Origin of the sequence: Streptomyces sp. NPDC047515 (assembly GCF_040643055.1) — a bacterium.
Lineage (GTDB): Bacteria > Actinomycetota > Actinomycetes > Streptomycetales > Streptomycetaceae > Streptomyces.
On record NZ_JBEYTM010000041.1, the window covers coordinates 22,201 to 43,877 of the forward strand.

Here is a 21,677-nt window from a genome sequence, read left to right on the forward strand (position 1 = left end):
CAGGAGGGGACGCGGACGGGCCGGCCCGGACCGGGAGCGGCCGGGTCAGGTGCTGGTGCTGGTGCTCGGACCGAGCTCCTTGTCCACGTCCGAGAAGATGTCGAGCAACGAGGCGCCGTCGATCGACTCAAGGCTCTTTCCCTGGGTGTCGAGCAGCTTCTTGATCGTCTCCTGCAGATCGAGCTCGATGTGCTTGAAGAGCGTGTGCTGGCTGTCGAAGATCCCGTCGACCGAGGCGGCCGCCTTCTTGACCGCCGTGACGAGGGACTGCCCGTGCACGACGTCGTCCTTGCCCATCAGGCCGATCGCCAGCGCCGGGTCCTGCTGGAGGTGCTGAGGGTCGGTACGGCCGTCGAGAATGCTCTTGAGCGCCTTGATCCCGGCGTTCGAGTCCTTGCGGATGTCGTCCAGCGCCTTGATGAATTCCGCGATGTCGTGGTCGGTGAACGTCTGCAGTGTCTTGCCGTCGAGATGCGTCAGATCAGCCATCGGTGGCTCCCGCTCAGCGGCCGATGGTGATCTCGGACCACATCTGCGACAGCGAGTTCTCGCTGTACTTGTAGTTGCCCGAGATGTCGGACAGCAGGGCCGCGTGCGAATTCAGCAGCGTTTCCATGTTCTTCACCGCCTGGTCCCAGGCGGCCTGCTTCTGCCGGTAGACGTCGGCGTCGGAGCCGTACCACGTCTTGCGCAGCTCGCCGAGCTCCGCCTCCAGCGACGCGAGGGTCCGGGCGATCGCCTGGGTCTGGCGGACCATGTCGTCGCCGGCGTTGTTCATGTGGCCGTAGTCGACCAGGATGTAACCGTCGGTCAGGTTTTCGGACATCGGGGGAGACCTCGCTTCGCTGCCTGGGAAGGTGCCTCGCCGCCGGTGGCGACGAGGGGTGCCGGACGACCGGCGGACGGAACGACCGGTACGCGTCGTTCGGGACGGCCGGCCTACGCCATCAGGTCGTCGAAGGCCTTCTGCGAGGCGCTGTACGCCTGGTTGATCGCGTCGTTGGACGAACCCTGCGTCCTGCCGTGCTCCACCAGGCTCGTGTTGAGCTTGTCGACCATGTCTTCCAGGTTCTTCAGGATGATGTTGACCTGGTCGTCCCACTGCTTGAGCAGGGCGCCGTACTGGCCGCCGTCGCTGCCCTGGTAGCCCTTGCTCAGGTTGTTGCGGGTGTCGTCGACGTCCTGACGGGACTTCAGAATGCCGCTGTAGGCGGCCTCAAGGGCCTGAATGCCGTTCCGGGTCGAGCTCTCGCTCGACTGCTGGAGGTTGCCGCCCGGCCCCGTCTGCGCGCCTTCGTCTGCCACGGTGTCTCCCCTGCCTCAAATGCTGGATGTTCGCGATCTTATGATCAGATCCGTGGTGTGCTCAATGATCCTTGGTCGCATCTGAGCTTTTCCTGAGCAACCATCAACTTCTTTTACCTGACGGCAATGTGCCGTTGTCCGTGGGGCCACTCTTGTTCGCGGCCGCTGTCGGACACGACGGTGCCGTCGTGCCCACGCCGCGTCCCGCCGTGGCCGCCTCCGGGCTCAGATCGGGTCCGGACGGCAGCATGGCCAGGAGCGGTGACGGAAGCGCCTGCGGGGTGGCGCCGTCGTACCCCAGCGCCTTCTGCGCGGCCTGGGACAGGAGCCGGTACTTCACCCCGTTGTCGGCGACGAAATAGGTGGTACCGCCGATGTCGGTGCCGCCCGCGCCCAGCGCCTTGACCAGCGCGCCGTGACCGGGGCGCACGGCCGTCGCGTCCACCGGCAGACACGCCGGGGTGATCTCCTCCGGCGACGCGGCGGAGGCAGGGGGGAGCGCGGTGAGCGGAACCAGCGCACCGGTCACCCGGGTGCCGTCCCCGTGGTCGGGCCGCACCCGGGCACAGGCCGCCCACCCCGTCGGCACGGTCTCGGCGCGCGGCGGCGTCCGGGGCAGCCCGGCCGGGACGGGCTCGCTGCCCTCCGCACCGGGTGCCAGGCGGGCCTTCACCTCGGCCGCACCGATCACCGTTGCGGTGGGCGCCGCCCCGCCGTACGCGGAGTCCCTGGTTGCGGCGTCACCGAGCGCCAGCGCGGCCCCGGTCTCCGTCAACGGGACCAGCCCCTCCTTGCGCAGCAGGTAGTACTGGCGCGCCGCCCCCGGTGTGCGCGACTGGAAGACCTGCCCCAGCTTCGACGGGTGCCCGCCGAGCGAAGGTCCCGCACCGCCGCGGCCGGGCACGGCGGGCGGCACCAGATCCGGTCCCTGCACCAACGCGTCCAGGAACGCGGCGGACACCGGCCGGGGCGTCACCGACCCGTACCCCAGCGACACCGCGGCGCCCGCGCTGCGGTCCAGCCGCAGCCGACTGCCCTGCCAGACCAGATACCGCGCCCGGTCCGGCCCCGACACCACCAGGCCCTGCCCCGCACCCATCCCGCGCCCGTCCACCGGCGCACCGGCCACCAAGGCCGTGAACGCACCGCCGGAACCGCCGGAAGCCGCCGCACCGCCGGAAGCCCCCGAGCCGCCGGAAGCCGCCGCGCCCGCCTCCGACGCGAGCACCGAGCAGACCTGCCACGGGTCGTTCTCCAGGTCCCGCACGCCAGGGACGGAGTCCGGAGCGCCGGGTATCCCGACCGGTGCGCCCACCGCGGTGCCCTTCAACGACGCCGTGCCCACGTCCTCGGACTTCAGTTTCCCCTCGCCGACCAGCAGCGCGGAGGCGTAATTGCGCACCGGGCGCAGCAGGCCCCCCACGTACACGTAACGGGCCCCCGTCTCCCGGTTCACCACCAGCGTCCCCGAGGCCCGCCACGCGTCGTTGCCGCCCGGGGACATGAAGCCGTACACCAGCGAACCGGCCGCCACCAGCGCCGTGATCACCACGCCGATCAGCACCCCCCGGGTGGTCCGCCCCAGCGGGCTCTCCGGGGCGTCCGGATCGGCCAGCAGCATTCCCGAGGTCAGCCGTCCCATCACGAAGGTGTGCGCCTGGACTTGATCACGCTTGGACTGCATGTCGCATACCTTCCGGGTCAGCCGTTGATCGCCCGGAGCGCGGCGAAGACGCCGAGCACCCAGAGCGCGAGCGGCAGCAGGCTGATCGCCAGTGCCGAGTGCAGCAGTTCGGCCGCGCGGCCCCAGTACGGCACCAGACGACGGCCGGGCACCGTCCAGGACACGATCGCCAGCAGCGCGGTGAGCGCCACGAGCCCCGCGACCAGCAGCGGCCGCTCACCGGGGGGCAGCGACGCCGCCGACGCCACGGTCAGCAGCAGCGCACCCCAGACACCGGGCAGCAGCAGCGCGAGGCGCTGCGGCACATTGACCATGCCGCGCCCGTGCAGCAGCAGAAGCAGCGAGAGCACCGAAGCGGTCAGGGTCTCCGGCAGGTTCGGGTCGTCGGCCAGCACCACGAGACACGCCGCGCAGATGGCGCCCGCCGCCCCGTACAGGGCGGTCATCCAACTGCCGGCCAGCTCGGTACGGGTGGTCACCTCGCCACCGGCGTACGGCTCGATGCCCTCCCGCAGCTGCTGGGGGTTGGTCGGCAGCGCGGGCATCCGCATCCCCGCCAGTTTGAACGCCAGAGCCGGTACGAAGCCGCCCAGCACCACGGCCAGCGCGGCGAGCACCGTCGCCGCGCCGTCCATCGTCAGATCCGCGGGCCCGGCCAGCGCCCCGCCCAGTGCGACGGCGCACCAGAACACCGCCGTCGCCAGGAAGAACGGCACGGACACCGCCGCGAGGGCGAGCCCGAGCACCGCACCGCCCGCCCCGGCCGCCCCCGCGGCCAACAGCCGTGCGCCGAGCACCTGATGCACGTCCGGGCCGCTCAGCTCGCCGCCCGGCAGCAACCAGCCGGCCAGCGCCAGATACGGACTCGCCATCGCCCCGAGCACCGCCGCGGCGGCCGCGTCGCCCACCGCGCGACTCGCCGAGGCGGCCCCGGCCAGCAACAGCGCACCCACCGCGCCCGCTCCGGCGGCGCGCACACCGACCGGGCCTCCGGGCCAGGCCAGCAGCGCGAGCCCGGTCAGCAGAGTCAGCACGCACAGGGCGCGCAACAGCCGTCTGCTGGAGTCCGCGGTCCAGCCGTGGAGCCGGTCGCGGACCACACTGGCGATGCCGTCGACCAGGTCGTCCAGGCGCACTTCGGGAAGGGCGTCGGTGTGCGGGCGCAGGTACAGCACCTCACCGTCCTTGAGATCGAGGGTCTCCAGGGTTCCCTCGTCGTCCAGGGCCGGACCGCCAAGCCGTTGCAGCACCCAGCCGCTGTGGTCCAGACCGTTCTCCTCCAGTTCCTGACCCGCGTAACGCAGCACGGTGGGAAGGAGATCGGCCACCGGCACATCGGCGGGGACCGCAAGGTCGATGGTCTTTTCGGGGGCACGTATGGTGAGGCGGCACAGGCCCGCCACGGAGCTGTCGGTCACAGTGAGGGCTCGCGTTCTCGGGGACTTGTCGGATGCGACGTGGACGCGCTTGGCGATCGGATGCAGACTACTGATCATCATCCGGACCGTTGTCGACGGACCTCGCGTCAGTCCCTGTTGGTCCGGAACCGTCCGGCTTGTGCGCGTGTCGGCCCCCGCGTGTGCCCGTGCCGGCCCGGTCCACCCGTCACGGCGGGCGGTTCGCCGCCGTTCTGCGGCCTGCCGTCGCCGTCGTCGAAGGAGTCTGTTCGTTGAGTGTGGTCCTCTTCCGCCGCCCAGCCCGCCGTCGCGGCCCGGACATGCCCGAAGGAGAACTGAACCTCCAGGAGCCACCGACTCTGCCGGAGACGGTTCCCGACTCCTCGGCGATCTGGACCTATCTGCCGATGGCCATGATGTCGGTGTCCATGATGCTGATGTTCATGCGTCCGGGCGGCGGCAGCAGCGTCTTCACGTATCTGGCACTCGGCATGATGGTCACCGCGTCGGCCGCCATGCTCATCGGCCAGGTGATGCGCAAGGGCGGCGAGCGCAAACAGCGGCTGCGCGGCGAACGCCGCGACTACCTGCGCTATCTCTCGCAGATCCGGCGGCGCGTCCACGAGGCGGTCGGTGACCAGCAGCAGGCCCTCGCCTGGCGGCACCCCGAGCCCAGGGTGCTGCGCACCATGGTCCGCTCCACCCGGCTCTGGGAACGCCGCACCGCCGACGACGACTTCGCCGAGGTACGGATAGCCGTCGGCGACCAGCAGCTCGCGCTGCGCCTCACCCCGACATCGACCAAGCCGGTCGAGGACCTCGAACCGCTCTGCGCCCATGCGCTGCGCCGGTTCATCAAGGCGTACGGAATCGTTCCCGACCAGCCCACGGGGCTCTATCTGCGTTCCTGGACCCGGATCCTGTTCCGCGGTGACGACAAGGCCGTACGGGACACCGTCCGCGCGGTCCTGTCCCAACTGGCCTTCTTCCACCCGCCGGAGGAGCTCTGGATCGCCCTGTGCGTCGCCGACGAGCGGCGCGCCGAATGGGAATGGGTGAAATGGCTCCCGCACAGCCAGCACGCCCAGGAACAGGACGGCGCGGGACCCTCCCGGATGGTCGCCTCCGCCTTCCGTGACCTGGAGGACCTGCTCGGCGCCGAATTCTCCGAGCGGCCCGCGTTCGACCCCGATGCCGTACCCGGCCGCGACGAACCCTTCACCGTGATCGTCGTCGACGGCACCACCGTGCCCGCGGGCCACCGCCTGGACGGGCCCGGTCTGCGCAACGCGGTCGTGCTCGATCTGTCCGGTGCCCTCAGCTGGCGCCCCGGGCGCACCACGCTGCGTCTCGACGTCGGGCCCGACAGCCTGCACCTGGTCCGTACCGACCGCAGCCGCAAGGAGCAGACCACCCTCCTCGGCCGCCCCGACGCCATGGGCCCCGGCTCCGCCGAAGCGCTGGCCAGGCTGCTCGCCCCGTACCGGATGAGCCTGTCCTCGGACGCCGCCCAGCCGCTGGACACCGACGTCGAACTCACCACCCTGCTCGGCATCCCCGATCTGTACCGGCACGACCCGGCCACCCTCTGGGAACGCTCCACCGGCGCCGCCCGGCTGCGTGTCCCGGTCGCGGTCGGTGCCGACGGGGTGCCGGTGGAGCTGGACATCAAGGAGTCCGCGCAGGGCGGCATGGGCCCGCACGGCATGCTGATCGGCGCCACCGGCTCCGGCAAGAGCGAGCTGCTGCGCACCCTGGTGCTCGGCCTCGCCCTCACGAACTCCTCCGAAACACTCAACTTCATTCTGGTGGACTTCAAGGGCGGCGCCACCTTCCTCGGCCTCGACGAACTCCCGCACACCTCCGCGGTGATCACCAACCTGGCCGACGAAGTCGCGCTGGTGGAACGCATGCAGGACGCCCTGCACGGCGAACTCGTGCGTCGCCAGGAGCTGCTGCGCAGCGCCGGGAACCACACCTCCGCGCTGGAGTACGAGAAGGCCCGAGCGGCCGGGGCCGACCTCGCACCGCTCCCCAGTCTCTTCGTCGTCGTCGACGAGTTCAGCGAACTGCTCTCCGCGCACCGCGAGTTCATGGAGCTCTTCGTGATGATCGGCCGGCTCGGCCGTTCACTCGGCGTCCATCTGCTGCTCGCCTCCCAGCGCCTGGACGAAGGGCGCATGCACCAGCTGGAGAGCCACCTCTCCTACCGGGTGGGTCTGCGGACCTTCTCCGCGATGGAGTCACGCGGTGTCCTCGGTGCCCCCGATGCCTACCAGTTGCCCTCCCAGCCCGGCAGCGGCTTCCTCAAGAGCGGCGTCGACGCGCTGACCCGGTTCCGGGCGGCCTACGTCTCCGGCCCGTACCGCAAGCGGCGCGGCGCCGCCGTCCAGGCCAGGGTCGCCGGCCAGGTGATGCCCTGGACCACCGACTGGGTGGTTCCGCGGGCCCCCGCGCGGACGCCCGATCCCGAACCCGTCGCCTCGGCCGAGGAGTCCGACAACGGCGACACGCTGCTCTCCGTCGCCCTGGACCGGCTGCGTGCCTCCGGACCGCCCGCCCACCAGGTGTGGCTGCCGCCGCTGGACCTGCCGCCCGCACTGGACCTGCTGCTGCCGTCCCCCGAGCCCGACCCGGACCGCGGCCTCACCCCGGCGGGAACACGGGGACCGGGCGCGCTCAAGGTGCCACTGGGGCTGGTGGACATGCCGTTCGAGCAGCGCCGCGACCCGCTGATGGTGGACCTCTCCGCGTCCGGCGGCCATGTCGCGATCGCGGGTGGCTCGCAGAGCGGCAAATCGACCGTCGTACGGACCCTGATCAGCGCGCTCGCCCTCACCCACACCCCGCGCGAAGTGCAGTTCTACTGCCTGGACTTCGGCGGCGGCGCACTGTCCGCGCTGTCCCGGCTCCCGCACGTCGGCGGTGTCGCGGGCCGGCTCGACACCGAACGGATCAGCCGTACGGTGGCCGAGGTCACCGGTGTGCTCAACGAGCGCGAGCAGTTCTTCCAGGACAACGGCATCGACTCGATGGCCTCCTACCGGCGCCGCCGCGCCGCCGGCGAATTCCCCGACGAGCCCCACGGCGACGTCTTCCTGGTCGTCGACGGCTGGTCCACGGTCAAGCAGGACTTCGACTCGCTGATCCCCACCTTCCACCAGATCGCCGCCCGCGGCCTCAACTACGGCGTCCACCTCGTAGTCACCACCGCCCGGTGGATCGAGCTGCCCGCCCAGGTCCGTGACCAGTCCCTGACCCGTCTCGAACTCAAGCTCGGCGACCCGATGGACTCGATGATCGACATCCGCAAGGCGGCCACCGTACCCCGCGGCGCCGGGCGCGGCCTCACCACGGACGGCAAGCTCCACTTCCTGACCGCCCTGCCCCGCATCGACGGCAGCGACAGCGCCGACGACCTCGCCGAGGGCGTCGCCGATCTGGTCGACCGGATCGCCGGACACTGGCAGGGGCCGCCGGCCCCGCCGGTACGGATGCTGCCGCACCGCCTCCCGGCCGCGGAACTCCCGGAACCGGAGCGCACCGAGGGGCTGCGCGTCCCGCTCGGCCTGGACGAGGAGACCCTCTCGCCCGTCTGGCACGACTTCGGCCGCACGCCGCACCTGATCGGCGTGGGCGACAGCGAGAGCGGCAAGACCAATCTGCTGCGCCTGCTGGTCCGTGCCGTCACCGCGCGGTACACCGCGGCCGAGGCCCGCATCCTGGTGGTCGACTACCGACGCGAACTGGTCGACGCCGTACCCGAGGAGTACCGCCTCGGACACGTCGTCGCGGTCGACTCGCTGCGCGAACTGGTCGGCGGCGCGGCCCGCGCCATCAAGACCAGGCTCCCCGGTCCGGACATCGCCCCCTCCCGGATGCGGCAGTGCGACTGGTGGACCGGCCCGCGGCTGTTCGTCCTGGTCGACGACTACGACATGGTCGGTGGCACCGGCTCCTACGACCATCCGTTCGCCCCGCTCCTGGACCATCTCGCGCTCGGCTACGAGGTCGGTCTGCACGTGGTCGCCGTGCGCTCGGCGACCGGTGCGGGCCGAGGTCTCAACGACCAGTTGCTGCGCCGCCTGGACGAGGTCAACACCCCCGGCATGCTGTTGTCCTGCCCACCGTCGGAGGGCTATGTGTTCGGCAACGTGAAGCCGCGCAACCTGCCGCCGGGCCGGGCCCAGTACATCGTCCGGCGCAAGGCCGCCCTCGTGCAGAGTGCACTGGCGGACGAGCCCGGGGTGTCGTCCGCGGACTGATCCGGCCTGATCCGAACGAGAGCCCGAGGGCCCCGGGGTGCCGCCGCACCCCGGGGCCCTTCGTCTCTCCGTACGGTCGCTCAGTCGCCCGGCGTACCGGTCCCCGCCCCGGCCGTCCGACGGCGGGCCGCGGGACGCCAGCCGCGCGAGCGGCCGCGGGGCACGATCAGCGCGGCCCAGGCGACCAGCAGCGCGAGGGAGCCACCGGCCACCGTGATCCACACCGCCCTGCGGGTGGCGCCCTCGCTGCCGTTCCCCGGCGGCAGCACCACGGAATCGTCCCGCTCGGCCCGGGTGTGCTCCGCCGGATCCTGTACGGAGGTGACGGCGGCGTACGGATCCAGGTGCGGCACGTCCGCCGGGTAGGCGGTGCGGGTCAGCCGTTGTGCGGTGGCCGCGGCCGAGAGCTCCGGGTGCGCCGACCGCACGAGGGCGGCCGTGCCCGCGGCGTAGGCGGCGGCGAATGACGCGCCCGAACCGATGAAGTGCCCTCTTCCGCGCGGCCCGACGCCCACGACCCCGTCGCCGGGGGCGGCGAGATCCGCGCCGAGCGTGGCCGGCGCGTTGTCGGGACGGGCGCCCCGGGAGTCCATGTCGATGACGGAGAGGACCCCGGGCGCCGACGCGGGCCAGTAGTCGCGCGGCGGCTCGGGCTCCCGGTTCGGGGACGAGCGCACCGGGTCGGGGGTCGCGGCGGCCACGATCAGCGCGTCGTGGGCGGCCGCGTACTTCACGGCCGATGAGAGGGCGGACGAGTCGGAGGCCAGCGCGGGGGAGACCTGGACGACCTTCGCCCCCGCGTCGGCGGCCGCCCGGATTCCGGCGGCGACCGACGCGGCGGTCGCCGCACCCCGCTCGTCCGTGCCCCGTACCGCGATGATCCGGGACTCCTGGGCGACGCCCGCGACGCGCACGTTCTCGGCGGGGGCCGCCGCGATCAGCCCGGCCACGAACGTGCCGTGGCCGACACAGTCCGCCCCGGCCCCGCCGACCGCCGAGACCCGGCCCGCGAGGGCGGGCGCGTCGGCCGAGACCCCGGTGTCCACCACCGCGACCTTCACCCCGACTCCCTTGCCGAACGCCCAGGTACGGGCGAGCTGGAGGTTCTGCTGCTCCCACGGCACCGCCGTGGCCCGCGCCCCCGACCCACCGGTGCACGGATCACCGGCTTCGAGCCGCGCGGGCATCACCGGCAGCCTGACCTTCTGCCCGTCGGCCGCGGTGGCGGGACCGGCTGTCGGCAGGACCAGAGCCGCGGCGAGGAGCGCCGCGACCGGAACGCCACCGGTGCGGCGCCGCGGGCCGCACCGTGCGCGGTGGCCGGGCATCATTCGGGAACCGCCTGCGGACGTACGAGATCCTCCGGGAGCAGCAGCCGCAGATCGTCCAGACCCGGCGCCGCCATGGCGCTCACCCGGCCCGCCTGGCGCGTCATCATGCCCTCCAGAACCTGCCGGGCCAGCCGCGCGTTGCCGAACGAACGGTCCCTGGGCAGCGCGTCGAAGTATTCCCGCATGACGGCACCCGCCCCCGGACCGCACTCGTATCCCGACGCGGTCGCGTGCCGGCGGACGATGGTGACCAGCTCGTCGGAGGAGTAGTCGGCGAACTTCACCCGCCGGGAGAACCGCGAGGAGAGGCCGGGGTTGGACGCCAGGAAGCGTTCCATCTCACCGGTGTAGCCGGCGACGATCACGACCACGTCGTCGCGGTGGTCCTCCATCAGCTTCAGCAGCGTGTCCACCGCCTCGCGCCCGAAGTCGCTGCTGCCCGAGGACCCTTCCGGAGTCAGCGTGTACGCCTCGTCGACGAACAGCACCCCGCCCCTGGCCCGGTCGAACACCTCCCGGGTGAGCTGGGCGGTGTGTCCCACGTAGCGGCCGACCAGGTCCGCCCTGGCCACTTCGACGAGCTGACCGCGCGGCAGCACACCGAGCGACTTCAGCAGCTCGCCGTAGAGCCGGGCGACCGTGGTCTTGCCGGTGCCGGGCGGCCCGGTGAAGACCAGATGGTGGCTGATCCGCGGCGCGGGCAGCCCGGCCGCCTCCCGCTTCTTCGCGGTGGCCAGCAGGTTCACCAGATCGGTGACATCACGTTTGACGGCGGCCAGCCCGACCATGTCCCCGAGCCGGGCCAGCGGGTCGCTCTCCGTCCCGCCGTCGGCCGACTGCCCGGACACCGCGGCGGCGGCCTCCTCGCCGACGTCCTCGGGCAGCAGCCGGGTGAGGTCCAGCTCATCGGCGTCGGGGAGCGCGGCCAGCCGGTACGCCTGGCGGTCCACCATCTCCTCGAACACCTGCCGGGCGGCCCGGCCGTTGCCGAAGCTGGCGTCCCTGGGCATCCGCTGGAAGTGCGCGGCGAGCGCGGTGAGCGTCGACTCGTCGAGCTCGTAGCGGTGATGAGCACACATGCTCTCGATGATCGCGACCAGTTCGGGGACCGCGTAGTTCTCGAACTCGACCGTACGGGAGAAGCGCGAGGCGAGTCCCGGGTTGGAGCCGAGGAAATCGCGCATCTCGTCGGCGTATCCGGCGGTCACCACGACGACGTCGTCGCGGTGGTCCTCCATCAGCTTCAGCAGCGTGTCGACGGCCTCACGGCCGAAGTCGGCGCCCGAGCCCCGTCCGTCCGACAGCAGGCTGTAAGCCTCGTCGATGAACAGCACCCCGCCCAGCGCCCGTTTGAACGTCTCGGTGGTCTTGATGGCGGTGCCGCCGACTATCTGCGCCACCAGATCGGCGCGCGAGACCTCCACCAGGTGGCCGGAGGGCAGCGCGCCCAGTTCGGCGAGGACCGCCCCGTACAGCCGTGCCACTGTCGTCTTGCCGGTGCCGGGCGGCCCGGAGAAGACCAGATGGCGGCTCATCGGCGGAGCCGGCAGGCCCAGGCGGGCGCGCCGCTGGGCGAGCTGGATCAGATTGACCAGCGTGCGCACCTGGTGCTTGACGTTCTCCAGGCCGATCAGCGCGTCGAGTTCGGCCAGCGGGCCGTTCTCGCGGGCCGTCCCGACAGCACCCCCGGAGGCGCCCGTCCCGGCCGGGTCGGTGCCCTCGGCCTCGCCGAGCCCCCAGGCGTCCCGCTTGCCGTTGCCCGTACTCGTCAACTGCTCGACCGCCAGCCGGTCGCCCGCCAGGGCCTGCACGAGACCGCCGCCCTCGTTGTCCCGGGCGGTGCAGTTGACCACCGACACCGCGGCCGTGGTCTCCACCCGGAAGCCGTCCCGGCCCGAGCCGCCGACCTCGCAGGCGGTGAAGGCGCCCCGGCCGCCCTGGGCCAGCAGCACACCGTGTCCCGCCGCGGCGGTGACCCGCAGCCGGGTCGCGGTCAGTTCGCCGCCGTCCTCGACCAGAACACCCGTGTCCGTGGACTCCTGGACGTCGCAGTCCCGGACGGTGACGCTGCCGCCCGCCGCCACGGACATGCCGTGCGCGGCGCCGCGCACGGCGCCCCCGCCGACGTAGACGCTGCCGTCGTCGGCGACCCGGATCCCGGCGTCGCCGGGGCGGTCGATCTCGCAGTCCTCCAGCCGGCCGCGACCGTCCTTGACGACCTCCACACCGTGCCCCTTCGCGGCGCCGATCCTGGCCCTGCGCACCAGCGGGTTGGCGCCGGACCGTATCCGGACGCCCGTGCCGCCGGCGTCGAGCACTTCGAGGCGGTCCAGCTCGGCGACCGACTCCTCCTCCAGCAGCGCACCCGTCTGCGCGCAGTCCCGGACGGTCAGCCCGATCAGCACCGGGGACGCCGAGCCGCGCACATGCAGAGCGACGTCCTGTGCCGAGTCCAGCCAGCAGTCTTCGAAGGTGCCCCGGGCCCGGTCGGAGACGAGCAGCCCGGGGCCTTTGGTACGGGCGGTGCGGCACCGGCGCAGCAGCGGATCGGTACCGCCCGACAGGACGATGCCCGGCCCGCTCGTGCCGGTCACCCGGATGTCCTCCAGCACTGTCCGGGCCGACGAGGAGAGATGGACGCCGACACTGGTGTCGTGGACCACGGTCCGCAGCACCTGGGTGGTGCTCTGCTCCTCCAGCGCGATGGACGGCTTGTCGGTGGAGGAGATGTCGCACTCCTCGACCGAGCCCTGGCCCTCGCCATTGGCGAGCACCCCGTTGGCGCGGGCGTCGCGGATGGTGCAGCCCCGCAGCGTGACCCGGCCGCGCTCGCCGATCACCACGCCCGAGGTGCCCAGGTGCTCCACCGTGCAGGACTCGGCGGAACTCTCCACCGCCGAGGTCACCACCAGCCCCGCGCCGCGTGGATTGCTCACCCGGCAGTCCCGCAGGGCCATCGAGCCGGCACCGCGGGCCAGCAGGGCGGTCCACGAGGCCCCGGTGATGTCGCAGCCGTCCATCGCGATCTGGCCGCGTGGGGCGTCCACCACCGGCAGCTCCTCGTCGCGGCCGCGCAGCACGAGGTCGGTGAGCATCACCGCTTCGGCCTGGAGCACCACGGCGCTGCCGTGGGGCGGGCATATCTCGACGCTGCCGCGGGACTGTTCGGCGACGACGGTGACGGGGACGGTGATGACCAGACTCTCGGCATAGGTGCCGGAACGGACGCTGATCACGGCGCCGTTGCGCGCCCTGGCCAGCGCCTCCCCGATCGTTCGAAAGCCGTCGGGCCGCTCTGGACAGACCGTCAGAACCTGGCGTGACAAGCGGAATCCTCCTCCTTGGGGCCACACCTCGGTCCGGGGAACACATGGTCGGAGCGGGTGCGACACCATCATGCCGGAGTGAGCCGCGGGAGCTTCGGCCGGAGCGGGAACGCCGCGTGAACCACCGTCGGCCGGGTCCCTCCTGGATCAACCCATCACGGACGAAACAGGGCGGAGGACCGATCGGCCCGCCGCCCCGCCCCTTGTGCCATGGCTACGTGACTAGTTGATCGCCTTGATCAGCTCACCGTCGGCGGTGTCGCCGCTGAGCTCCCAGAAGAAGGTGCCGCCCAGTCCCTGCTGGTCCTTGTAGGTCATCTTGGTGGCGATGGTGGCCGGGGTGTCGTAGCTCCACCAGTTGGTCCCGCAGAGCGCGTACGCCGTGCCGGCGACGGTGCCGGTCGCCGGGCAGCTGTTCCTGAGCACCTTGTAGTCCTCGATGCCTGCCTCGTACGTGCCGGGTGCGGCGCCGGTCGCGGTGCCGCCGGGGGCGTCCTGGGTGACCCCGGTCCAGCCGCGGCCGTAGAAGCCGATGCCGAGCAGCAGCTTCGAGGCGGGTACGCCCTGGGCCTTCAGCTTGGCGATGACGGCCTCGCTGTTGAAGCCCTCCTTCGGGATGCCGTTGTAGGAGGTCAGCGGGGAGTGCGGAGCGGTCGGCCCCTGGGTGTCCCAGGCGCCGAAGAAGTCGTACGTCATCGGGTTGTACCAGTCGACGTACTTCGCCGCGCCGCCGTAGTCGACGGCGTCGAGCTTGCCGCCGTCGGAGCCGTCGGCGGAGATCGCCGAGGTGACCAGGTTGTCGGGGCCGAACTTGGCGCGCAGCGCGGCCAGCAGGTTGCCGTAGGCGTCACGTCCGCTGGTGTCGCAGGTCAGACCGCAGGCGTTGGGGTACTCCCAGTCGATGTCGATGCCGTCGAAGACATCGGCCCAGCGGGGGTCCTCCACCAGGTTGTAGCAGGACTCGGCGAAGGCGGCCGGGTTCTTCGCGGCCTCACCGAACCCGCCGGACCAGGTCCAGCCGCCGAACGACCAGATGACCTTGAGGTTCGGATGCAGCTTCTTCAGCTTGCGCAGCTGGTTGAAGTTGCCGCGCAGGTCCTGGTCCCAGGTGTCCGACACACCGTCGACCGACTGGTCGGCGGTGTACGCCTTCTCGTAGTCGGCGTACGAGTCGCCGACCGCGCACTTGCCGCCGGTGACATTGCCGAAGGCGTAGTTGATGTGCGTGAGCTTGTCGGCCGAGCCCGAGGTCTCGATGTTCCCGACGTGGTAATTGCGCTGGTAGACACCCCAGTTGGTGAAGTATCCGACCACCTTGTCACCGGCCGCTGTGGGGGCGGCCCGGTCGGCTGCGGGGGCCGCGGCCCGCGGGGTGGTGGAGGCCGCGCCGGCCGGTGCGGTGCCCGCGACACCCAGCAGGGCGGCGCCGAGGGCGGCGGTACAGGCGGCTGCGGCGAGCGCCCGGAAACGGGCGCGAGGACGCTGCGGTCCAAACATCTTGTCTCCTCGTGGGGGAGGGAACTCGCGAGTGGGGGACGTGCTTCCGGCCGTCCCATCGAATTGGCATGAACGCGGAAAGACCGGTTGGGGTGGAACCGTAGATGGACTAGACCAGTTGGGTCAATGGTTCGGACCAACCACGGCGATCGTCCCGCCCGCCGCCGAGTCGCTCCGTCACCCCGTGACGGATATCGTCCGATCGGGCATACTCAAGCCGCCACAGCCGCCGGCCAGCAGCTCTCGTAATCCGAGGGCGGGCATCGGTTGAGCAGCAGTGCTCTTCCGGGCCTCGCCCGGAAGCCCCCCGGCGGCGCCGCCCACACCCCGCGCGCGCGACCGTCGCAACGCCCGACAGGGAGGAGAGCGCCGTCATGTCCGACCGTGCCCCGCAAGTGGTGGAACGCCGTCTGCCCACCGAGGAGTCCCGGCAGCTCGTCGCGCTCGTACGCGACATCGCCCAGCGAGAGATCGCGCCACGGGCGGCCGAGGAGGAGGAAGCGGGCCGGTTCCCGCGCGAAGTCTTCACCCTCCTCTCCGAGTCCGGACTGCTCGGGCTGCCCTACGACTCGGCCCACGGGGGTGGTGACCAGCCGTACGAGGTCTACCTCCAGGTCCTGGAGGAGCTCGCGACCGCCCGGCTCACCGTCGGCCTCGGCGTCAGCGTCCACTCCCTGGCCTGTCACGCGCTCGCCGGCTACGGCACCAAGGAACAGCAGGCCGAACACCTCCCGGCGATGCTGGGAGGGGGTTTGCTGGGCGCCTACTGCCTCTCCGAACCCGCCTCCGGCTCCGACGCCGCCTCGCTCCGCACGAAGGCCGTACGGGACGGCGGCGACTGGGTCGTCACCGGCACCAAGGCGTGGATCACCCACGGCGGCATCGCCGACTTCTACACGGTGCTGGCCCGCACCGGGGCCGAAGGCCCCCGGGGTATCACCGCCTTCCTGGTCCCGGGCGACGCCGAGGGCCTGAACGCGGCCGCACCCGAGAAGAAGATGGGCATGAAGGGCTCGCCCACCGCCCAGCTGAACTTCGACGGTGTACGGGTCGCCGACGCGCGCCGGATCGGCGAGGAGGGCCAGGGCTTCGCGATCGCCCTGTCCGCGCTGGACTCCGGCCGCCTCGGCATCGCCGCATGCGCGATCGGAGTCGCCCAGGCGGCCCTGGGCGAGGCCGTGGCCTATGCCACCGGACGGCAGCAGTTCGGCCGGCCCATCGCGGACTTCCAGGGCCTGCGCTTCATGCTCGCCGACATGGCCACGCAGATCGAGGCGGGCCGTGCGCTGTATCTGGAGGCGGCCCGGTTGCGCGACGAGGGCAAGCCCTTCTCGCGCCAGGCGGCCATGGCCAAGCTGTTCTGCACGGACGCGGCCATGCGGGTCACCGTCGACGCCGTCCAGGTGCTCGGCGGATACGGCTACACCCTCGACTTCCCCGTCGAGCGGCTGATGCGCGAGGCCAAGGTGCTGCAGATCGTCGAAGGCACCAACCAGATCCAGCGGATGGTCATCGCGCGCCACCTCGCGGGTCCTGAGACACGCTGATCCGCAGCGGCCGCTCCGACCACACGGGCGTCGTCATGATCCGGTTCCACTCCTGGTCGTGACGGCCCGGCAGGGTCCGGCCGGCGCCCTCCCAACGACGGAGCAGGGCCCGGTAGATGGGTGGATCGGTGGAGTGCGGCACCGTTCGAGGTACCGACCGGGGAGGCACGGGCTGCGGCACCGGCTGTGAACCGGGCCGCGGAACCGATTCTCCGGCGGTCGTAGCGGCAAGACGGCGACGACCGGGACCGGCCGTTGAATGCAGCAGGGTCATGCCTGGCCAACGGTGCCGGGCGGGCCCTGGTCACTGCCCGGCCGATTCGCGAGCCCGTTCGCCCGGGTCCCCGGGCGGCGGAGCCTTCGGCAGCGGGTACCACGCCGGTCGGGCCGTCGTGGTGCGGCACAGCTGTGTTGTGCGGGCCCGCAGGCGTCCGGGCGGTCCCGCGTGGACGCGGGGGCGGTCTCAGGCGGCTTCGCGCCGTATCCGCGACGCCTGCAGCGGGCGCGACCCGGGGCCGCCGGCGTGCGAGAAGGGCTGCATCCTCCAGTCGAACCCCTGAGGAAGCGTCAACAGCAGGCCCGTCTCCTGCTCCTGGAGGTCGAGCGACTCGTCGGCGGGCCGCGCGTGCGACGCCGAGCGGCCCGTACCGTCGCAGACCGTCAGGACGAACGGGTTCCACGGGGTCGGGCACAGCGCGTGCTCCGGCAGGACGTCCTCGTCCGCCAGCAGTCCGATCGGCTGTGCGCAGTCCGGGCAGATCACCCGGTACATCTCCAATGTGTCGTACGCGTCAGGAGCGGTGTCCTCGACCGGATCAGCGGGATCCGGCTCGATGTGACTGGTGAGCTTCAGGCTCTGCATGGGAAATTCCCCCCTCGGGTGGGCCGACAAGGCGCCACGGCCTCGACCACAGCAAGCACTTCCCGTCGCGCCTCGGCCGTAACCGCCAGTGGGGTGGCTACCGACCCGTAAACCTGTGGCATTCGTCACATGCCCCCCGCGGGGGGCCTTCCGGCGCCCTCGCCGCTGTGCCTGGAGGTGCCCGGGGCAATAGATTGATCCATATGGAGGAGCTGGACCGACAGATCGTGGAGTTGCTCGTCAAGGACGGGCGGATGAGCTACACCGACCTGGGCAAGGCCACGGGCCTGTCCACCTCGGCCGTTCATCAGCGTGTCCGCAGGCTGGAGCAGCGCGGGGTGATCCGGGGCTATGCCGCGGTCGTCGACCCCGAGGCCGTCGGCCTGCCGCTCACCGCCTTCATCTCGGTGAAACCCTTCGACCCGAGCGCGCCGGACGACATCGCGGAGCGGCTCGCGGGGATCCCGGAGCTGGAGGCGTGCCACAGCGTCGCGGGTGACGAGAACTACATCCTCAAGGTGCGGGTCGCGACCCCGCTGGAGCTGGAGCACCTGCTCACCCGGATCCGTTCCCTGGCCGGTGTGTCCACCCGGACCACCGTCGTCCTCTCCACGCCGTACGAGGCCAGGCCCCCGCAGATCTGAGGGGGCCGCGGAGCGGGCGGGTCCGGGCAGGCGCGAGACTGGTCCCATGACCGAGAGCACCGCCCCCCAGAGCGAACACCGCACCGTGCTGCTGCGCGGTGGAGACGTCCACAGCCCCGCCGACCCGTTCGCCACCGCCATGGTCGTCGAACGCGGCCATGTCGCCTGGGTGGGCTCGGAAGGAGCCGCCGACGCCTTCGCGAGCGGCGTCGACGAAGTGATCGACCTCGAAGGCGCGCTGGTCACCCCCGCGTTCACCGACGCCCATGTCCACACCACATCGACCGGGCTGGCCCTCACCGGCCTCGACCTCTCCGGTGCCCGGACCCTCGGCGAGGCGCTCCGTCTGCTGCGCGCGTACGTCGCGGCGCACCCGGCGGACCGGGTCGTCCTCGGCCACGGCTGGGACGCCACGCGATGGCCGGAGCAGCGCCCCCCGTCGCGCGCCGAACTCGACGACGCGGCCGCGGGACGGCCGGTCTACCTGCCCCGTGTCGATGTGCACTCGGCGGTGGCGACCACCGCCCTGCTCGATCTGGTCCCCGGAGTGACCGCGCTGACCGGGTTCCACCCCGACGCCCCGCTGACCGGCGCCGCCCACCACGCGGTGCGCTCCGCGGCCCACGGTGCCGTCTCCTCGCGGCAGCGCGCCGACGCCCAGCGCGCCGCCCTGCGTCACGCCGCATCGCTCGGCATCGGTACCGTCCACGAGTGCGGCGGCCCCGACATCTCCGACGAGGAGGACTTCGTCGCACTGCTGAAGCTTGCCGCCGCGGAGAACGGACCGCGGGTCTTCGGCTACTGGGCCGAGCAGGTCGCCGACGAGAAGGACGCCCGCCGCGTCCGGGAGCTCGGCGCGATCGGCGCGGCCGGGGACCTCTTCGTCGACGGCTCCCTCGGCTCGCACACCGCCTGCCTGCACGAGCCGTACGCCGACGGTCCGGCCGGACACAGGGGGACCGCCCACCTGGACGCGGCGGGGATCGCCGCCCATGTCACCGCCTGCACGGAAGCCGGGCTGCAGGCCGGCTTCCACGCCATCGGCGACGCCGCGGTCTCCGCCGTGGTGGACGGCGTCCGGGCCGCCTCCGGAACGCTGGGCCTGGCCCGGATCCGGGCCGCCCGGCACCGTGTCGAGCACGCCGAGATGCTCACGCCCGAGACCGTCGCGGCCTTCGCGGAACTGGGCCTGACCGCCTCCGTGCAGCCCGCCTTCGACGCGGCCTGGGGCGGCGAGGAGGGCATGTACGTCCAGCGGCTCGGGGCCGAGCGGGCCAGGACCCTCAATCCGTACGCGGCGCTCCTGCGGGCCGGGGTGCCGCTGGCCTTCGGCTCGGACAGCCCGGTGACCCCGCTGGACCCGTGGGGGACCGTGCGGGCCGCCGCCTTCCACCGCACGCCCGAGCACCGGATCTCCGTACGAGCCGGCTTCACCGCCCACACCAGGGGCGGCTGGCGGGCCGTCGGCCGCGACGACGCGGGGACCCTGGTGCCCGGAGCCCCGGCCGACTACGCGATCTGGCGCACCGCCGACCTGGTGGTTCAGGCACCGGACGACCGGGTGGCCCGCTGGTCGACCGACCCCAGGTCGGGAACGCCCGGACTGCCGGATCTCACCCCGGGTGCGGAGCTCCCGGTCTGCCTTCGCACCGTGGTCTTCGGACAAACGGTCTTCGTACGGCCGAACGAGTGACGTCCGGACATTTCGTACCGCCGATCGAAGATGCCCCTGTTCGGCCGCGACCTGCGGATCTTCGCTACTGACCAGGCAAGTTCCGTAAACATTGCAGGTCAGGCGGCTATTGACAGAGAGCGCCCACCGGCCGGTAGGTTCGGCCGAGTCCACCACAGGACGTCCGACCGGTTAAACCTCCACGCAGTCGTCGAACGCCGCTGGGTCATGGGGTGGTGTGCCGCACCGGCGCACCACCACTGACAGCCAGGTTCAGCGCCCGCGCCTCGGGGGCGAGGGAAGGTTTCAGCCGGACGGTAGGTGCGACCCGGGTGGGGCCCGGACGTTCAGTAGACAACGGCTCTAGGTCGACCCGCAGCCGGCGGGTCCCAGGTCGGCCCGAAGGGCGCTGGGCCCCCATCCGTAGTTCCGTCGGCTCCCGCCAGGGGGTCTGTCCGCACTTCCCTCCTTCTGTCCGCGGCGGTGCCCGTTCCAGGCCGACCGTGTCGGCAACAGGCCCCCGCCCGCTGGATATGGTGTGCACCTGCGTACGGACTTAAGGGGCAGTTAGTGAACGACGGCGGTCAGAGGCGATACGGCCCGCTGGGCAGAACCTTGGTGATCATTCCGACCTACAACGAGGCCGAGAACATCAAGCCGATCGTCAGCCGGGTGCGCGCCGCTGTGCCGGAAGCCGACATCCTGGTCGCCGACGACAACAGCCCCGACGGCACCGGCAAGATCGCCGACGAGCTCGCCTCCGCGGACAGTCAGGTCCAGGTGCTGCATCGCAAGGGCAAGGAAGGGCTGGGCGCGGCCTACCTCGCGGGCTTCGACTGGGGCATCGAACACGGTTACGGCGTGCTCGTGGAGATGGACGCCGACGGCTCCCACCAGCCCGAGGAGCTGCCCCGGCTGCTCACCGCTCTCAAGGGTGCCGACCTGGTGCTGGGTTCCCGCTGGGTGCCGGGCGGACGCGTGGTCAACTGGCCCAAGTCCCGCGAGATGATCTCCCGTGGCGGCAGCACGTACTCCCGGCTCCTCCTCGGCCTGCGGACCAGGGACGTCACCGGTGGCTACCGGGCCTTTCGCGCCGAGACCCTGCAGGGCATCGGTCTCGACCGGGTCGCCTCGCAGGGCTACTGCTTCCAGGTCGACCTGGCCCGCCGCGCCATCGACGCCGGGTATCACGTCGTCGAGGTCCCGATCACATTCGTCGACCGTGAGATCGGCGACTCGAAGATGAGCCGCGACATCCTGGTCGAGGCGCTCTGGCGGGTCACCTCCTGGGGGGTCACCTCCCGTACGAACCGGGCCCTCGGCCGCAAGGCGACCTGATCCGGCGGCGGCGGGCTCCGGTCCGCCGCTCATGATCGCCCCCCATACGCCGCTCGGACGCGCGTACGGGCACACTGGGGACCATGACGACCGGCAGCACACCGCCCCCGACCGCTCCGAGGCGCTCACGCGCCCGTACCTTCATCCCCCTCGCCATCGCCGCCTGGGCGGTGCTGGAGATCTGGCTGCTCACCGTCGTGGCCGACGCGGCAGGCGGTTTCACCGTGCTGCTGCTTCTGGTCGCTGGGATCGTGCTCGGGGCCGCGGTGATGAAGCGGGCCGGCCGCCGGGCCTTTCGCAACCTCACCGAGACACTGCAGCAGATGCCGGGGCAGCCCGGGGCCGCCGCCGCTGGGCAGACCGAGCCCCCGGGAAGCAGGGGCAACGGCTTCCTGATGCTCGGCGGGCTGCTGCTGATGATCCCGGGGGTGATCTCGGACGTCGCGGGGCTCGCGCTGTTGGTGCCGCCGGTCCGTTCGTCGCTGGGCCGGTACGCGGAGCGGTCGCTGGAACGCCGGATGCGTGCGGCGACCCCCGGCAGCCTCTCCGACGCCTTCCAGCAGGCCCGGATTCACCGGCCGGACGGAAAGGTCGTGCAGGGTGAGGTCATCCGTCAGGACGGCGCACAGCCGGGCTCCCGCCCCGACGAGGGCCCCCGGCCGCCGCTGACTCCCTGAACACCGGCCCACGACGCGACAGAGCCGCGGGCTGTGACACACGCTCGGTGAGGGCTCGCGGCGCCTGATGCTGCGCCTGCCCACCACACTGCTGCCCGCCCGCAGCGCCGAACCGTACTGCGCGGAAGACGC

15 protein-coding genes are annotated in these 21,677 nt (G+C 71.9%); 6 read left to right on the plus strand and 9 right to left on the minus strand.

Annotated features, from left to right (window positions below; translation table 11 throughout):
• Positions 1-45: 45 nt before the first annotated feature.
• From ABZ826_RS27845 to eccD, 5 genes are all read right to left on the minus strand, one after another.
• The gene (locus ABZ826_RS27845; protein WP_361453912.1) at positions 46-489 is read right to left on the minus strand and encodes a type VII secretion system-associated protein; all 444 of its coding nucleotides are present in this window, start codon (positions 487-489) and stop codon (positions 46-48) included.
• Positions 490-502: 13 nt separating this feature from the next.
• Positions 503-826 (minus strand): WXG100 family type VII secretion target, encoded by a 324-nt coding sequence (locus ABZ826_RS27850; RefSeq protein ID WP_361453915.1) that lies wholly within the window; start codon positions 824-826, stop codon positions 503-505.
• A 113-nt stretch (positions 827-939) separates the two neighbouring features.
• Entirely contained in the window at positions 940-1,305 is a 366-nt protein-coding gene (locus ABZ826_RS27855; protein WP_361453918.1) for a hypothetical protein, read from the minus strand.
• A gap of 103 nt (positions 1,306-1,408) precedes the next feature.
• Entirely contained in the window at positions 1,409-2,989 is a 1,581-nt protein-coding gene (eccB, locus tag ABZ826_RS27860) for a type VII secretion protein EccB (RefSeq protein ID WP_361453921.1), read from the minus strand.
• A gap of 17 nt (positions 2,990-3,006) precedes the next feature.
• A complete protein-coding gene (gene eccD / locus ABZ826_RS27865; protein ID WP_361454008.1) occupies positions 3,007-4,407 on the minus strand; it encodes a type VII secretion integral membrane protein EccD in 1,401 nt (466 codons plus the stop codon).
• A gap of 299 nt (positions 4,408-4,706) precedes the next feature.
• Here eccD and eccCa point away from each other — a divergent pair, with 299 nt between their 5' ends.
• Entirely contained in the window at positions 4,707-8,651 is a 3,945-nt protein-coding gene (gene eccCa / locus ABZ826_RS27870; protein ID WP_361454011.1) for a type VII secretion protein EccCa, read from the plus strand.
• Positions 8,652-8,731: 80 nt separating this feature from the next.
• On the opposite strand, the gene ABZ826_RS27875 is transcribed toward eccCa, so the two are convergent.
• The 3 genes from ABZ826_RS27875 to ABZ826_RS27885 all read right to left on the minus strand — a co-directional run bounded on the left by ABZ826_RS27875 (position 8,732) and on the right by ABZ826_RS27885 (position 14,805).
• Entirely contained in the window at positions 8,732-9,979 is a 1,248-nt protein-coding gene (locus tag ABZ826_RS27875) for a S8 family serine peptidase (protein ID WP_361453924.1), read from the minus strand.
• The gene (locus ABZ826_RS27880) at positions 9,979-13,308 is read right to left on the minus strand and encodes a right-handed parallel beta-helix repeat-containing protein (protein ID WP_361453927.1); all 3,330 of its coding nucleotides are present in this window, start codon (positions 13,306-13,308) and stop codon (positions 9,979-9,981) included. Before ABZ826_RS27880 ends, ABZ826_RS27875 begins: the two co-directional genes overlap by 1 nt.
• A 222-nt stretch (positions 13,309-13,530) precedes the next feature.
• Positions 13,531-14,805, minus strand: a complete 1,275-nt coding sequence (locus ABZ826_RS27885; protein WP_361453930.1) for a glycoside hydrolase family 18 protein — start codon at positions 14,803-14,805, stop codon at positions 13,531-13,533.
• Between the two features lie 374 nt (positions 14,806-15,179).
• Here ABZ826_RS27885 and ABZ826_RS27890 point away from each other — a divergent pair, with 374 nt between their 5' ends.
• A complete protein-coding gene (locus ABZ826_RS27890) occupies positions 15,180-16,352 on the plus strand; it encodes an acyl-CoA dehydrogenase family protein (RefSeq protein ID WP_361453933.1) in 1,173 nt (390 codons plus the stop codon).
• Positions 16,353-16,815: 463 nt separating this feature from the next.
• Here the strand turns inward: ABZ826_RS27890 and ABZ826_RS27895 are convergent, their stop codons facing one another.
• Entirely contained in the window at positions 16,816-17,214 is a 399-nt protein-coding gene (locus ABZ826_RS27895; protein ID WP_361453936.1) for a hypothetical protein, read from the minus strand.
• A 203-nt stretch (positions 17,215-17,417) separates the two neighbouring features.
• On the opposite strand from ABZ826_RS27895, the gene ABZ826_RS27900 reads away from it, so the two are divergent.
• From ABZ826_RS27900 to fxsA, 4 genes are all read left to right on the plus strand, one after another.
• Positions 17,418-17,858 carry an Lrp/AsnC family transcriptional regulator gene (locus tag ABZ826_RS27900; RefSeq protein ID WP_361453939.1) on the plus strand — a complete coding sequence of 147 codons (441 nt, stop codon included), beginning with the start codon at positions 17,418-17,420 and terminating at the stop codon, positions 17,856-17,858.
• Positions 17,859-17,904: 46 nt separating this feature from the next.
• A complete protein-coding gene (locus tag ABZ826_RS27905; protein ID WP_361453942.1) occupies positions 17,905-19,551 on the plus strand; it encodes an amidohydrolase in 1,647 nt (548 codons plus the stop codon).
• Positions 19,552-20,100: 549 nt separating this feature from the next.
• A complete protein-coding gene (locus ABZ826_RS27910) occupies positions 20,101-20,868 on the plus strand; it encodes a polyprenol monophosphomannose synthase (protein WP_361453945.1) in 768 nt (255 codons plus the stop codon).
• Positions 20,869-20,951: 83 nt separating this feature from the next.
• Positions 20,952-21,545 (plus strand): FxsA family membrane protein, encoded by a 594-nt coding sequence (fxsA, locus tag ABZ826_RS27915; protein WP_361453948.1) that lies wholly within the window; start codon positions 20,952-20,954, stop codon positions 21,543-21,545.
• Positions 21,546-21,677: the final 132 nt, after the last annotated feature.